The following is a 14,720-nucleotide window of genomic DNA, read 5'->3' on the forward strand; positions in this document are numbered from 1 at the left end:
AGAGTCAGCTTCATGGCAGGTCTTTTGTATGGGATCAAAACTCAACTACAGGCTAGCACATTCCTTGGGTGTATCACCTTACAGTGGGTTTACAGAGGGAATCGCAAGCAGAAATAGTCTACAAGCTTGTTGGTTACTTTCCAATTTGAACAACCTACTCAGTTGAGGCAATTTATGTCTTGTACAGTTGGCCGAGCGTACATAGTAGAGGCTGGAAATACGCCTTATAACATCGCTCAAGAACAATTAGGTGATGGTAATCTTTGGCGTGAAATTAAAAAACCAGATGGCAGCTCATTGACAGACAATGATGCTAGCAATTTGCAAGCAGGTCAGGAACTCTGCATTCCTAACGGGTCTGTCACTTTACCAGGAGGTAATGGTTTCCCAAGTATTATACCTTCTGAAACTTATGAAGCCATGTTTCCCAACCGTAACGCTTTGTACGCTTACGACAGTCTGGTGACGGCAACTCAGAAGTACCCCCTGTTTTGCCATGAGGGTTCAGATGAGCAACGCAAACAGGAGGCAGCCGCGTTCCTAACAAATATTGCCCATGAGACGACGGGAGGTTGGGACGCTGCCCCTGGTGGACGTTTTGCTTGGGGTCTACACTTTATTGAAGAGCAAAATCCCACAAGTCAATACTGTGACGCATCGAATACCACCTATCCTTGTGCGTCTGGTCGCTCCTATCACGGTCGAGGTCCAATACAACTGTCGTGGAACTACAATTACGGTCAAGTCGGTCAAGCTTTGGGCGCGGATTTGCTTAATAACCCTGACTTAGTTAAGACGGATGGAGTTATTGCTTTCCAAACTGCTTTGTGGTTCTGGATGACCCCGCAAGCACCTAAACCTTCTTGTCACGCAGTAATGACTGGCGGTTGGACACCTTCTCCTGACGATGCCAGTAAGGGACGTGCGCCTGGGTTTGGTATGACTATCAATATTATCAATGGCGGTCTTGAATGTAGTATTCCTACTAATGACAAGGTTAACGACAGGGTAGGTTTCTACAAGCGTTTTACCGAGATGTTGGGTGTCAGCATGGGTGATAGCATCTTTTGCGAAAACATGGCGCACTACTAAGAATTCTGTTGCTCTCAAAAAGTTTTTAGCAAGTGTTCTGGACGGGCTGCACAACTTATCTGGAACCCTTGTACAAAATACATCTGATCGCAAGATGAAAATATCGTTATGTCTGATTTTTTGGTACAACCCTTAGTTCTTCGCAACTCAGGTAAGACCAAACCCTTCAACAAAAACTAGCAAAAGGAGTTGAAACATGGAAACGCAAACGTTATACAACTTGATCCATCAATATCGCGCCGCGAATGGGATGCAAGAAATAATTCCACGATCGCCATCGCTCGATTATGTGGCTCAAACCCACGTAGAAGACTTGGATAGCTTTGCTACTGAGACTACACATAGCTGGAGCAACTGTGCTTACGATCCCAATAATGAGGAAGGTCAAAAATGTATGTGGGATGCTCCCAAGCGGTTAACCTCTTATCAGGGTAACGGTTATGAAATTGCTACGGGTCGTCTAGGTGGAAATATAACACCTGAAGCAGCACTTGAATCATGGAAAAATAGTCCCGCTCACAACAGTGTAATTCTCAACCAGGGTATTTGGACTCAACCCTGGAATGCAATGGGTGTTGGCATCTATAAAGGCTATGCAACAGTGTGGTTTGGACACGAATCCGATCCTGCTGGCTAAATATTACTTTTTCACAATTCGCTTGTTTAAACAATCTCATTCCACTGTCAGGGTATGAGGTTAGTTGAGGAGCGATTGCGAGTAGAATCTGATACTTCGTTTGTTTCACAGAACAAAACACAATGAAAAAATAACTTGGTTTAATTTGTATACATGGAATTTTTGCTACTAGCATTTTTGTGTTAGCGACCATTCCTGCTTTCGCCTACTGTGTTTTTAACAGAACAGACTTCAATATTGAAGGAGAAGACACAACAAGCCGTTCATTTTTAAATACGTTCAAGAAATGGAGTGGAACAATTCCCAAAGGAGGACAAGACTGCTGCCCTGGAGGTAATAGTGAATGCATAGATCCAGAGTTAGAAATTAAAGTTAGAGTACCAGACCGAGCTGAAACTCTAACTTGTAAAGAAAACATTGGTACTCGTGATTCGCTTGTTGTGCGAACATTCTCTGAAAATGGACAAACAAGATTAGTGTGTGAAAAAAAGGGGAAACATTGATTTGTTCAGTTGGCGGAATCTTTTCTAGTATTTAGTCTGTCATGGCTTGTGCGGTTGGCAGCTCATAGATAGTAACAGATTTACGCTTGACTCTATAAATCGATCGTTGCAGAAAACTCACAAAGTAAGTAGAGATAAATATCGAAGTCAGGAGATAACCACTATGCCTTTGGAATTGGGTGCAAGTTTGAACATTGATGTGGATGTGCTTGGGATTGGTCAAGCAATTGCATCTGGTGTTAGCGCTAATCAAAACCGAGAGGGATTTGTAAAAAATCTAATGGAGACCGCCTTCTATTCTGCTAAAGAGCAGTACAACGTGATGGTTTTCAATTTGAGCCAAGATTACGAGGATCGATTCAACGGCGTTCAGCTCTATGGCTCTGCTAATTATGACAGCGTTGTTTACGGAATCTGGGTTTTTGAAGATGGTGAGTTCGCTAACAAAGGTGATGGTGGATACATCAATTGGGCTTTTAGAGGTTGGTTTGATAGAGATGGCAGTCATGTCAAATTTAGAAAACCTTGACTTAATAAGCGAGGCGATCGCACTCAAGAGATCGACGCTTGACTCTATCAATTGAGCTTTGAAGAAAACCCCATCTAAGTGTTTTCTTTTTCTTGATGCAAACCTAAGAATGATTAAGGTCGGGTATATGGCTCTACAAATTTTCGACATACTATTAGCGCAGCCAACAGTAGCAGATCAAGCTGCCGGATTGATTGCGACTTTGGGATCGTTTGCTATCTCAGCACTGCTGATCTGGGTAGGTTACAACCTAATGAAGTCAGGAAACCGTAACGAGAAGACTGGTGTTGAGCTTATGGGTTTAAAAATCAACCTGGAGAGTGCGGCAGGAGGGTGTTGTATGTTGTTTGCGGCGCTGATACTGATGAAATTTTACGATCGTTTTTATCCTAAGTGACTGAAGCAGGAGCGCCGATTTATCAAGCGGCTGCTCAACCAATAAATGGGATATGGTTCTTTTTTATACTGCCAGGATACCCATTAAAAAAGTTAAAGCAGCGCTCGTGGTTTGCAAAGGACAATTATGACGAAAAAGATGTTGGTCACTATACCCAGGTTGTTTGGAGGGACACGACAGAAGTTGGTTTGCTATTCTTGTCGGAATTGCTGGTGCAAGGTGGCTTACAAATGAAGTAGATAAGAGCCTTTTTAAGGCGGCTGCTATTGAGGCGGGTAAAAAACCAGCAGATATCCATGCTTCACAAAGGATATCAAACACTACATCACCGGAGAAGGCTTTCAAGATAGCACAAGGAATAACCGACTCAACTGCGAGATGCGATCGCTTTGGGGCTAACCCCATAGTCGTATAAAAAAAGAGCGCTCTCTTCCTAGCAACAAGCGATCGCCCCAAAATTTCCTCCTTCACAACAGTAAGCTGTAGCCAAGACGAGCGATCGCCACCGCTTACTCTGAATAAACCTTGAAATTGCGGATCAGTAATTCTTTTCATCCGCCATTCAGCGAAGCATTTGCCAGCCTGTAGTCCAGGACGACACCTACCCAAAAGTTCAGGTTGTTTCCCCCCTTTAGGGCTAGCTAATGCCAGAGCTTTTTTATAGGCTGAAAACTCAACTATGAGTTAGACCCTTTCTTGGGTTGAACCCCGTACAGTAGTTTTATAGAACCCAAATTCAACGAGGTTGGTATGGCAAACGATGTATCTACTGCATACGATTCTGCTTGGGATGACGAAAGTTTTTTCAAAAAGGTAGAAAGCTTGACTGAAGAAAAATATCCCGATTTTTCTAAAACATTAAATATGGCTTTTATTGGAAAAGTTAGCTCCGGTAAAAGTTCATTAATTAATGCTTTTTTAAAGAGAGATCGGGCAGATATTCTCGCAGCAGTCGGTGGGAAGTCAGGAGTTACGACTAAGCTAAAAAAATTCCAATTGGACGATCGTGTCAGACTTATAGATTCACCCGGTCTTGATGATGTTCGTTCTGAAAATAGCCAAGTTACAAAAGAATTTCTAGAAAACATTGATGTAGGAGTATTAGTTGTTACTGGCTCTTCAGATGGAACCCAAAAAAAATACATTGACGATCTTCGCCCAAGCTGTAGTCGTATATTTGTAGTTCTGAACAAGATCGATCAGTGGGATAGGAATACTCCCTCTACTTTAGAAGGTATCAAAGAGCAATGGAAGACGGCTCTTCATATTGACAAAATTTATCCAGTCTGTGCGTTTGGTTACGATCCCGAAACTAAATCTGATGAGCCACTAGATGTACGAGGTGTGGATGAACTTAGAATAGACATAGAGAGTTTTTTGCAGGGACAGGGAAAGAATATTTTACTTGCCCGACATATGACTGAGAAGCAATCCTATGCAATCAAGATAATAGCAAGTGCCTTAGTCGCTGTTTCAAGTCAAGTTTTTCTCCCAGGCAGTGCAGCTTTTATTCTAGCAACCCAGGTTTCTGCAATTGCTTCGCTTTACTATCTTTACAATGGCAAAGCACTTGCTCCTAAAGCTGCTATTTCGTTGCTACCTTCTTTTGCAAGTGAGGCAATTTATTCTAATGTTTTTCTGTTCGTACAGTCATTCATACCTCCCACAGGAGTGATCGATATCCCCGCCGCTATTGCTGCTATAACTACTACAGTTTCAATGCTAGCTACTGTGAATCATTTCTTGGCAACAGGAGCTCAACTTGAAGAAAAGCAGCGTCTTCAAGAGGCATTCAGAACATACAAAAAACAAGCGACTCAAGAAGTTTTCTTCAAAATCGAGCTTGAAAAGTTAAAGAATCCTGACTATATACGAGAGACAGTTAAAAGATTCATCATAGGTCAGGCAATCGCTTAAATTAGAGTGTAATTAACCTGGCTTGCCAGAGGTACTTCATGAGTAGTATCTAGGACTTACGCACCCAGACCAAACAGGAACGAGACCATGAGGTTTTCAGGCATCTCTCTCGGCCAGGAGTAGGTCTCAAACCCTTGAAACTTCGTTTTGGTGAGTAAGTCCTAGCATCTTATAAGTAGGTAGGCAAGATTAAACCGAATAATGTAACACTATGTAAACAGGTTTAAGTTAGCCAGTAGAGAGCATTTGGAGACTTGGCCCTCGTTTACATAGAGGCGTTTTTTGGCGCCGACTTACTTAGTTTACTTGCCGATCAGTTTAACAATAACGCCAATGCAATGCGATCGCCAAGGTACAACAGAAGCCTCGTATAAACAAAGGGCGATCGCCCTCCAAGACGCGATCGCGCGGAGTTAAGAAAGCGGCCGATATTATCGAACACGTTGTATTGACTCGAAAGCCGGTCTTCGCTGAGAAATAGCTGCAGACTGTGGTATGATTTTGTGCTTTAACTGAAACCACAACCCCTAGACAAACCATAACTAAAGCAGTAGCCCGAATTTTCAACTGTTTGAGTATCATACTTAAGCAGTCGATATTCAGTCATTTTAGAGAAGTTTAAAATTGAGACAGTGTTGCTTGTGGGCGATTGCAAGGAAAAAGGCAGCCGTCGATGCGATCGCGGAATTGCCAGCAATGGTTTCAGCAATTAATAACCTCCAGTGAAACCTTGGCGGTTGCTATAATTCCAAATAATCAAATCAGGATTAAGCGTGTCAGCAGCAAACTCTCAACAACAAACGCCTCTATTAGATGCCTTGCGCGATCGCACAAATCATCCGCACGCCCCATTCTACGCCCCCGGACATAAACGCGGACAAGGAATCTCAGGGCCGCTAGTTGACTTATTCGGTGCGGCAGTATTTCGATCGGATTTGCCGGAATTGCCGGAGTTAGACAATCTCTTTAACCCAGAAAGTGCAATTGCCGAAGCTCAATACTTGGCCGCAGCAGCATTTGGAGCCCAATCAACTCGGTTTTTGGCTAACGGTTCGACTGGCGGAATTATCGCCGCTATCTTAGCAACTTGCGGCCCAGGAGATAAAATTATCTTGCCTCGAAATATCCACTCATCGGCGATTTCTGGTTTAATTTTATCCGGTGCAATTCCAATTTTTGTCAATCCAGAGTACAACCCGGATTGGGATATTGCCAACAGCATCACCCCAGAAGCCACAGCCGCAGCATTAGAACAACATCCCGACGCGAAAGCAGTAATGATAGTTTACCCAACCTATCACGGCGTCTGCGGGGATTTGCGGGCGATCGCCCAAATTACCCATCAATACAACATACCGTTATTAGTAGACGAAGCCCACGGCGCGCACTTTAACTTTCATCCAAACTTGCCAGAACCGGCACTATCAGCCGGCGCAGATTTAACAGTACAATCAATCCACAAAACCCTCGGTGCAATGACACAAGCATCGATGCTGCACGTAAAGGGCGATCGCATAGATATCCAAAAATTAAATAGAGCATTGCAGCTAGTACAATCTACCAGTCCGAGTTATATACTATTAGCATCCCTAGACGCAGCCCGCCAACAAATCGCACTCCACGGCAAAGAGTTAATGGCGCAAACTTTACAGCTAGCACAAAAAGCGCGATCGCACATCAGTCAAATTCCCGGCTTATCAGTTTTAGAACCGTTAAATACACCGGGTTTTGCAGCATTAGACCGCACCAGGCTAACAGTAAAAGTATCAGATTTAGGAATCACAGGATTTGCCGCCGATGAAATTCTGCACTCGGAACTCGCAGTCACCGCAGAACTTCCCATGCCTCAACATCTAACATTTATTATCAGCTTGGGAAATACAGAATCAGATATTGACAATCTAGTTAAAGCTTTTACTCTTTTAAAAGTCACATCTGACAGGATTGTCAATAAGTCTTTGATGGGCGGGCAAGATGCCCACCCCACAATCAAATTCACTCTTTGTGGAACAGGCATCTTGCCTGTTCTTGAAAATCGTGCAACATCTCACTTAGATGGAAGAAGTCAGAAAGAAGACGAGATTCTCTCCTTCCCCCGATTTTCCCCTCCCCCACTCTCCCCCCGCGAGGCCTTCTTTTTCCCAGCGGAAACACTACCTGCAGGCAAAGCAGTCGATCGCCTGTGCGCCGAACTCATCTGTCCCTATCCCCCAGGAATACCAGTCCTGATGCCCGGTGAAATCATTACCCCAGCAGCCGTTGACTACCTGCAACAAATCCTGGCCGCCGGCGGAAAAATCACAGGTTGCAGCGATCCCGGCCTCCAAACTCTCAAGGTTGTGCGACAGTAAATATTAAGGCTTGGGGGAAATAGGGAGAATTTCTACATTCTTCCACGAGTTCCAACGGTCGTCTTGCTTCAATCAAAAATCAAAAATCAAAAATATAACTATGCTTTGGCCCTACGTCACTCCAGGCATCCCGGATGACTTATTTGAACGTTTACCGGGCATTCCCATGAGTAAGCGAGAAGTCCGACTGCTGTTAATCTCCCACCTGCGCCTGCAAGCAGATTCAGTGGTGTGGGACATCGGTGCAGGTACTGGTACGATCGCCGTAGAAACAGGTTTGCTGTGTCCCAAAGGTCGGATTATTGCCGTCGAAAGGGACGAAGAAGTAGCAAGCTTGATTCGCAGAAATTGCGATCGATTCGATCTCAACAACGTAGAAGTCATAGAAGGCAGTGCCCCGGAATGCCTGGAAAACCTGCCCCAACCCCCCCACCGAGTCTGCATCGAAGGAGGTCGCCCCATTAAAGCCATTCTCCAAGAAGTCTGGCGGTACTTGCAACCCCACGGTAGAGTGGTCGCCACAGCATCGAATTTAGAGAATCTTTACGCCCTTTCCGAAGGGTTCGCCGAATTGCAAGTCCGCAACATTGAAGTAGTCCAGTCCGCCGTCAACCGCTTGGAGACTCGCGGCCTCAGTCAAACCTTTGCCGCCGTCAATCCCATATTTATTCTCAGCGGCGAAAAGCTGGATTAGAAGTTAGTTGACAGTTGACAGTTGACAGTTGACAGTTGTTATTGGTTATTTGTTACCCATCCCCTTCCAGGGTCTGCCTCCAATGCCCCATGTCCCATGCTTTTAGGCCCTATGCCCATTCCTAAATGTAATTCTTAACCTTTTTTACGTTCAATTAACCTTCATACTTAGAATAAGGGCGACCATAGCTGGATTGACCCCCTGAGTTGAGATTTTGGATCATCGCCAGTTGGGTATTGGGCTTGGCTGTGCAAGGGAGGAAACCGTACCCTAACAATCCTTACATCCTTGCATCCTTGCATCCTTGCGTCGAATGACACCGCCCAAAAACGGATACAAGCCGCCGACAATCGTCGTGAACAACCCAAAATTTTAGACCCTAGTTCAATCTCCCAGATTCATCTGTGGAGTAAATCTAGAATCTCAAATCTCACATCTAAAATCTAAAATCGAATTACCCACCGCCGTCTGCAAGAGAAATTCATTTTATGCCTTGGTCTCGTATCCTGAGTGGAATAGTTGCGATCGCCCTTGCTTTGGGAATGATTATTTTGGGCGGATGGTACTTCACCGTCGGCTTCGGGATCATCGTTTACCTAGGTCAATTGGAATATTTTCAATTAGCCAGGGCTAAAGGCATTGCACCCGCTGCCAAAACTACCTTAGTTGTCAGTCAAGTTCTGCTAATTACGGCGGCCCTTGCACCGCAACTCGTAGATGCGATGTTTCCCCTCGCTGGAACCTTCATCTGTTTTTACCTACTGTTCCAACCTAAATTATCGACGATCGCCGATATTGCCGCTTCAGTTTTAGGATTGTTCTACGGCGGTTATTTGCCCAGCTATTGGGTACGGCTGCGAGTCGGCCTCGATCCAGGCAATCTTGCTACAACCCAACTTTCGCAAGCAGTAGCAAGCAATTTGCCGGTTAACATTTACCCGTCCCCGTCTTGGACAAATTCCAGCCACATATCTTTAGGATTGACTTCGCTGCTGCTGGCTTTCTTCTGCATCTGGGCCGCTGACATTGGGGCTTATTTTGTCGGCAAATTCTTCGGCCGCACTAGCCTGTCCCACATCAGTCCCAAAAAAACCGTTGAAGGTGCCGTATTTGGAGTTTGTGGCAGCATCGCCGTGGCCGTCGCTGGGTCTTGGTATTTACACTGGCCGGAGTGGCCGTATACTGGGGCTGCTTTTGGTCTGTTGATTGGGGTTGCTAGCCTGTTGGGAGATTTAACTGAGTCGATGATGAAGCGAGACGCCGGCGTTAAGGATTCGGGACAGTTGATCCCCGGTCACGGCGGCATTCTCGATCGCACCGACAGTTATGTTTTTACCGCACCGTTAGTCTACTATTTTGTCACTTTACTGTTGCCCGCGATCGACTCTTTTTTAATTAATCGGTAATTGGGAATTGGGAATTGGGAATTGGGAATTGGGAATTGGGAATTGGGCATTGGGAATTGGGAATTGGGTAGTATTCCCAGGCTCTACCAAAGAACTAGGTTAAAGCCAACAGTCAACAATCAACAGTCAACAGTCAACAGTCAACAGTCAACTAACTAAGGCAACACTCTAATTCCCCCCCGACAAACAATCTCCCCCGGACTCAAAATCAATTCTTCAATCTCAACTTCCGGCCCAAAATCAATTTTAAAACCATTGAAATCACTGCTCTTTAATCCTCCATCGACTTCGATTTCTGGTGCTTCAAACATCAATTCGCGACCGCTGGCTATCCGCAAACCAGTCCGCAATACAAAAGGAATTTGCCTACCGCCAGGGCGCAAAATTGTCGCCGAAAGCGTCAACAAACCCGCCTCAATAGCAATCTGCGAATTTTGCAACTTCAGCGACTGTTCCCTATCTGTCAGTGGCAGCAGGGGCAGCAAAAATTCGCTCAAAGCTAAGCCAAGCAAAGGCGCTTTCAGGGACGCATTCAAATCCGCTTGGCTGAGCCTCAAAACGCCTGTCACGGGAACGGATTCCAGGAGGCGCAGGGGTTGGCCTTTGAGAGCTTGACCGAGGTTGATGCGAATGCCACAGCCCTCTATGGCAACTTCAGTTAGGTGTAGTCCTTTATACACAGCACCGCGAGCTGCAGCCGTGACTTTGGGGATCGCACCGCTGAAGATTTGTCGATCGCTCCCCTCAATTTTCACCTTCAACTCGTCCACCTGCTGAACTTGCGATCGCAGCCACAACTGCACCGCCGGAGACAGCACGGCGCTCGCGATCCGGCTGCCTTGACTCGGCGAAGGTCTCCCCGGCTCCTCGCCGAGATTAACAGTCCCACCAGAGCCAGCAGCGGCCTCTCTATTGTCAAATTGAATAGAGTTTCGATCGACAGTCATAAACAATTTCAGAATATAAACCTTAATATTCAAGCACAGAAATTTAACTAGAACTTGCACATACGGCCTCAAAAACCCGGTTTCTGCACAGATATAGCGCTGTCAACCTCTGATTTTCCTTAGAAACCGGGTTGATGAAAACAAGTCCGATTAACTCCAAAACCAAGCAGAAATCTGGCATCAGCAACGCCCGAAGCAGAAAAATTCTCACCTTTCCCCCCTTGGGATATTGGAGTAGTTCACGAGTTGTGCCATCCCGATGAAAAATTCGCGATCGAGCGTATAAATTTAACCAGCAGTACGGGATTTATGGTAGTGTTGGTTTAGGGTCAGGTCAAACCCACACCTCTCAAAGCAGCCGCACAGCAACGGTGCAAGCCTGTGCCTACCGCGAGTCTTTTCCTCGTAGTTTTTGCACAACATTCAGGGTCATGCCATCAGGACAATCTGCACTTTTACCGGGCGTGCTGTAATGATTGGTCAGCATTATAATTTATTCCCAACCAGGAATTGAGCCTTAGTAGTAAGGTTAAGCAATTAACCGTGTCGTGTTTCCTCCCCCACCGCTCGCGAGTTGGGGGTTTCCACCCTCCCGTCATGTCTGATGAAAGGCTGCAAAAAATCCTCGCCCAGTGGGGCATTGCCTCTCGCCGTCTTGCAGAACAGATGATTGTAGCTGGACGAGTCCGAGTTAATGGCAATATTGTTCATTTAGGACAAAAAGCGAATCCGGAGCGCGATCTCATCCAAGTCGATGGAGTCCCGGTGAAACCAACGGATCGACCGGCAGAGATCTATATGTTGCTCAACAAACCGGCAGGCGTAGTTTCTACTTGCAGCGATCCCAGAGCCCGATCGACAGTTCTCGACCTGCTGCCGCCCAAATTGCGATCGGGTCAAGGCATCCACCCCGTAGGACGCTTAGATGCAGATTCCACCGGCGCCCTCTTGCTCACCAATGATGGTAAGCTGACATTTTCTTTGACCCATCCACGTCACTCGATCGCCAAAACTTATCAGGTTTGGGTACTTGGCGATCCCCCGGAACCCATACTACAAACGTGGCGTCAGGGCATTGTCTTGTCAGGCAGAAAGACCTTGCCCGCAAAAGTTAGAGTTCTCGATCGCGCGCGAGACCAAACTCTGTTAGAAATCATTCTATCAGAAGGCAGAAACCGACAGATTCGGCGAACAGCCGAACAGTTGGGATATCCCGTGGTGCGCCTGCACCGCACAGCCATCGGCCCGATTCAATTGCAGCGGCCCGGTGCGCCAATATTGCCACCAGGCTGCTGCCGACCCCTAGAAGATGCGGAAATTATTTATTTATGGAATCTAGTCAACCTAACATCAATAAGCGTGCCAGTAAATTCCCCGGAGCACAGCATATGACAAAGAATTTATTGTTTTTATTCTTCAAAACCACTAAGCAGAAACTGCACTCCCAAGAGCCAGAAACAGCTCAGAAGAAGCTAGCGGAAATTGGAACTCAACTCCGTCAGTACCGCGAACAGCAGTCGATTTGTTTGGACAAAGTAGCCGTGGTAACAATGATTCGGCGGAATCTGCTCCAAGCCATCGAGGACGGTCAACTAGACCAACTTCCCGAACCCGTCTACACTCAGGGTTTGATCAAGCGCTACGCTGAAGCAATGGGTTTGGACTCAACTCAGTTTGCTGAATTTTTCCCGATCGAACCGTCCCCCCGATCGAGAACCAAGCTATCCTGGCAAGATGGGCCTCAGTTGCGGCCGATGCACCTGTACCTCTTTTACACATTTCTAATTATCTGTTCTGTCAATGTCTTATCTCAGTTGATGAGCGGTTCTGTTACCGCAAAAAACGGTGCGGGAGCCGAAGAACTAGCCCTTGGGCAGAAAGAACAAGCCCGTTTAGCTGCTGAGGCATCGAGATCCTCAAAAAATCAGAAACCGGATAGTTACACCGCTGTGGAAGCAGCAAGAACCGGTCAAAATTTAAATCAATCTGGCAATAAACCAGTGATGGTTAGCGTCACTTTTAAAGCAGAATCCTGGATGCAGGTTGAAGTTGATGGCAAAACAGAGTTTGAGGGAATTTTGCCGACCGGGACTGTTCGCACGTGGGAAGCTCAAAAGCAATTGGTAGTGGTAGCAGGTAACGCCGGCGGGGTAATGATTGCTGTTAATAACGGACAAGCCGAACAACTCGGAGATCCTGGAGTCGCCAAAGAAGTTGTTTTTAAAGCAAACGAACTCAAGCCTTCAGCACCGCCCAAGAATGAAGGTTGAGTATTAATTGGTAATTGTTAATGGGTAATCGGGAATAGCGGGCAGTCCACAGCTTTTAATTAGAATGTCCGTCTTGATTCACTCATTACCAATTACCAATTACCAATTAACAATTACCCCTTAGATAAATTCCGGTTGCATCGGAATAGTCAAATCCCGTCAACAGTCAACAATCACGGATGAATGGTGCAACCGGAATTTATCTAATTCATCTGCGTTAATCTGTGTTAATCTGCCCTCATCTGCGGTAAAGAAAGATAATTTATCGGGCCGCCGATGACAAGGGATTGACGCTGATTCACGCAGATCAAGAGTAGAGAGATAGGAATAATTCCGATGCTAACAGATTTGATATTACCCATTAACAACTACCAATTACCCCTTACCGACGATCAATGTTTATTAGGAGCGCGGCCGGAGATGTAAGTCATGCTTTTGAGCTGATCGCGCACTTCCCAATTCACAGCTTCGGGCCGATACCGCCAGCCCCAATTTCCCTGTGGTTTCCCCGGAAAATTCATCCGCGCGTCTGTACCCAAACCCAACAAATCTTGAAACGGCACAATTGCCATATTAGCAATAGAAATCCAACCCATGCGGATTAAAGACCAGTGAATTCCTTGGGGATCGATGCAGCCAAAATAACGCAAAACCTCATCTCTTTCGTAGTTTTGCAGTTGATTGAACCAGCCGACAGTCGTGTCGTTGTCGTGGGTGCCGGTGTAGACTACGGAGTTGCGATCGTAATTGAAAGGCAAAAAAGGATCGCCCGGACCAGCGCCAAAAGCAAACTGCAAAATCTTCATTCCTGGAAACTCGTATCGATCGCGCAAAGCTTCCACTTCTGGAGTAATTACCCCTAAATCCTCAGCGATAATCGGCAAGTTGCCAAACTTCTCGTTAATTAGATCCAACAAAGCTGTTCCCGGCGCTTTAATCCACTCTCCCTCGATCGCAGTTTCTTGCCCGCGCTTCACCGCCCAGTAAGCGTCAAATCCTCGAAAGTGGTCGATCCGAGTCACATCTACATAAGAGAAAATCGCTTCAAAACGCTGCACCCACCACTCGAAATTAGTTGCTTGCAACTTCTCCCAATTGTATACCGGGTTCCCCCACAATTGACCTGTATTGCTGAAGTAATCAGGGGGAACTCCCGCCATTAAAGCTGGTTCTCCGCTGGCTTCATCCAAGCAGAATAAGTTGGGATTCGACCACACATCCGCGCTGTCGTGAGCTACATAAATCGGAATGTCACCAATAATTTGAATGTTGCGTTGGTTGGCATAGCGTTTCAACTCCGTCCACTGGCGAAAAAACTCAAACTGGACGTATTTGTAGTAATAAATCTCAGCATTTAGCTGCTGGCGCCACTTTTCTACCGATTCTGGTTCTCGACGGGCAATTTCTGGTTCCCAATTGTTCCAGCTAACACCGCCAAAGTTGTCTTTTAGTGCCATAAAGAAGGCATAATCTTCCAGCCAACTCTCTTTGCTTTCGCAAAAAGCTGAGAAATCTCTTTGCTGAACCGGCGATGCTTTGGCTTTGAAGTTTTCGCAAGCTTTTTTGAGCAAAGACACTTTCAGGGCGATCGCCCCCTCGAAGTCTACATAATCCAACGGAAATTCTGGCAAATTAGCGAAGTCTTCATCTGCGAGCAATTGATCGTTCCGCAGCAGTTCTGGGTTGATCAGCAGCGGATTTCCCGCCATTGCTGAATAGCACGAATAAGGAGAATTGCCGTATCCTGTCGGGCCCAGCGGCAATATCTGCCAGTATTGCTGGTCACTCTCTACTAAAAAGTCAATAAACCGATATGCTTCCATTCCCAAGTCCCCAATGCCAAATCGACTGGGAAAGGATGTGGGGTGAAGTAATATGCCGCTCGATCGGGGAAAAAGCATAATCTATCTAAAGATATAGGAATTTAACATTGACAATTTGACCGATATTCCCTACAAGTTAAACTTCGCAGTTTTG

At 46.0% G+C, this 14,720-nt stretch carries 15 protein-coding genes; 12 read left to right on the plus strand and 3 right to left on the minus strand.

What is annotated here, in order from left to right; all coding sequences use genetic code 11:
* Window positions 1-174 precede the first annotated feature (174 nt).
* The 5 genes from QUA74_RS11640 (at window position 175) to QUA74_RS11660 (ending at window position 3,158) form a co-directional block, all read left to right on the plus strand.
* Entirely contained in the window at window positions 175-1,092 is a 918-nt protein-coding gene (locus QUA74_RS11640) for a chitinase (protein ID WP_333328449.1), read from the plus strand.
* A gap of 196 nt (window positions 1,093-1,288) precedes the next feature.
* The gene (locus QUA74_RS11645) at window positions 1,289-1,729 is read left to right on the plus strand and encodes a CAP domain-containing protein (protein WP_333328451.1); all 441 of its coding nucleotides are present in this window, start codon (window positions 1,289-1,291) and stop codon (window positions 1,727-1,729) included.
* Between the two features lie 179 nt (window positions 1,730-1,908).
* A complete protein-coding gene (locus tag QUA74_RS11650; protein ID WP_333328454.1) occupies window positions 1,909-2,232 on the plus strand; it encodes a hypothetical protein in 324 nt (107 codons plus the stop codon).
* A 163-nt stretch (window positions 2,233-2,395) separates the two neighbouring features.
* Complete coding sequence (locus QUA74_RS11655; protein ID WP_333328457.1) at window positions 2,396-2,761, plus strand: hypothetical protein; 366 nt, start codon at window positions 2,396-2,398, stop codon at window positions 2,759-2,761.
* A gap of 127 nt (window positions 2,762-2,888) precedes the next feature.
* Window positions 2,889-3,158, plus strand: a complete 270-nt coding sequence (locus tag QUA74_RS11660) for a hypothetical protein (protein ID WP_333328460.1) — start codon at window positions 2,889-2,891, stop codon at window positions 3,156-3,158.
* 63 nt (window positions 3,159-3,221) lie between these two features.
* Here the strand turns inward: QUA74_RS11660 and QUA74_RS11665 are convergent, their stop codons facing one another.
* Window positions 3,222-3,713 (minus strand): hypothetical protein, encoded by a 492-nt coding sequence (locus QUA74_RS11665; RefSeq protein ID WP_333328462.1) that lies wholly within the window; start codon window positions 3,711-3,713, stop codon window positions 3,222-3,224.
* A gap of 195 nt (window positions 3,714-3,908) precedes the next feature.
* On the opposite strand from QUA74_RS11665, the gene QUA74_RS11670 reads away from it, so the two are divergent.
* The 5 genes from QUA74_RS11670 (at window position 3,909) to QUA74_RS11690 (ending at window position 9,526) form a co-directional block, all read left to right on the plus strand.
* Window positions 3,909-5,075 (plus strand): GTPase, encoded by a 1,167-nt coding sequence (locus QUA74_RS11670; protein ID WP_333328465.1) that lies wholly within the window; start codon window positions 3,909-3,911, stop codon window positions 5,073-5,075.
* Between the two features lie 282 nt (window positions 5,076-5,357).
* Window positions 5,358-5,492 (plus strand): hypothetical protein, encoded by a 135-nt coding sequence (locus QUA74_RS11675; RefSeq protein ID WP_333328468.1) that lies wholly within the window; start codon window positions 5,358-5,360, stop codon window positions 5,490-5,492.
* 356 nt (window positions 5,493-5,848) lie between these two features.
* Window positions 5,849-7,426, plus strand: coding sequence for an aminotransferase class I/II-fold pyridoxal phosphate-dependent enzyme (locus tag QUA74_RS11680; protein ID WP_333328472.1), 1,578 nt, complete (start codon window positions 5,849-5,851; stop codon window positions 7,424-7,426).
* 100 nt (window positions 7,427-7,526) lie between these two features.
* Window positions 7,527-8,120 (plus strand): precorrin-6Y C5,15-methyltransferase subunit CbiT, encoded by a 594-nt coding sequence (gene cbiT, locus QUA74_RS11685; RefSeq protein ID WP_333328475.1) that lies wholly within the window; start codon window positions 7,527-7,529, stop codon window positions 8,118-8,120.
* A gap of 488 nt (window positions 8,121-8,608) precedes the next feature.
* Window positions 8,609-9,526: a phosphatidate cytidylyltransferase gene (locus QUA74_RS11690; RefSeq protein ID WP_333328478.1), complete on the plus strand. Its 918-nt coding sequence runs from the start codon at window positions 8,609-8,611 to the stop codon at window positions 9,524-9,526.
* A 155-nt stretch (window positions 9,527-9,681) separates the two neighbouring features.
* Here QUA74_RS11690 and QUA74_RS11695 read toward each other — a convergent pair whose 3' ends face one another.
* Entirely contained in the window at window positions 9,682-10,473 is a 792-nt protein-coding gene (locus QUA74_RS11695; protein ID WP_333328481.1) for a DUF2993 domain-containing protein, read from the minus strand.
* A gap of 597 nt (window positions 10,474-11,070) precedes the next feature.
* Between QUA74_RS11695 and QUA74_RS11700 the strand changes: the two genes are divergently transcribed.
* Together QUA74_RS11700 and QUA74_RS11705 are read left to right on the plus strand one after the other, a co-directional pair.
* Entirely contained in the window at window positions 11,071-11,865 is a 795-nt protein-coding gene (locus tag QUA74_RS11700; protein ID WP_333328484.1) for a pseudouridine synthase, read from the plus strand.
* Entirely contained in the window at window positions 11,862-12,743 is an 882-nt protein-coding gene (locus QUA74_RS11705) for a RodZ domain-containing protein (RefSeq protein WP_333328486.1), read from the plus strand. Before QUA74_RS11700 ends, QUA74_RS11705 begins: the two co-directional genes overlap by 4 nt.
* A gap of 392 nt (window positions 12,744-13,135) precedes the next feature.
* On the opposite strand, the gene malQ is transcribed toward QUA74_RS11705, so the two are convergent.
* The gene (gene malQ, locus QUA74_RS11710) at window positions 13,136-14,644 is read right to left on the minus strand and encodes a 4-alpha-glucanotransferase (protein WP_333328489.1); all 1,509 of its coding nucleotides are present in this window, start codon (window positions 14,642-14,644) and stop codon (window positions 13,136-13,138) included.
* Between the last annotated feature and the right edge of the window lie 76 nt (window positions 14,645-14,720).

Origin of the sequence: Microcoleus sp. LAD1_D3, from assembly GCF_036702135.1 — a bacterium.
Classification (GTDB): domain Bacteria; phylum Cyanobacteriota; class Cyanobacteriia; order Cyanobacteriales; family Microcoleaceae; genus Microcoleus.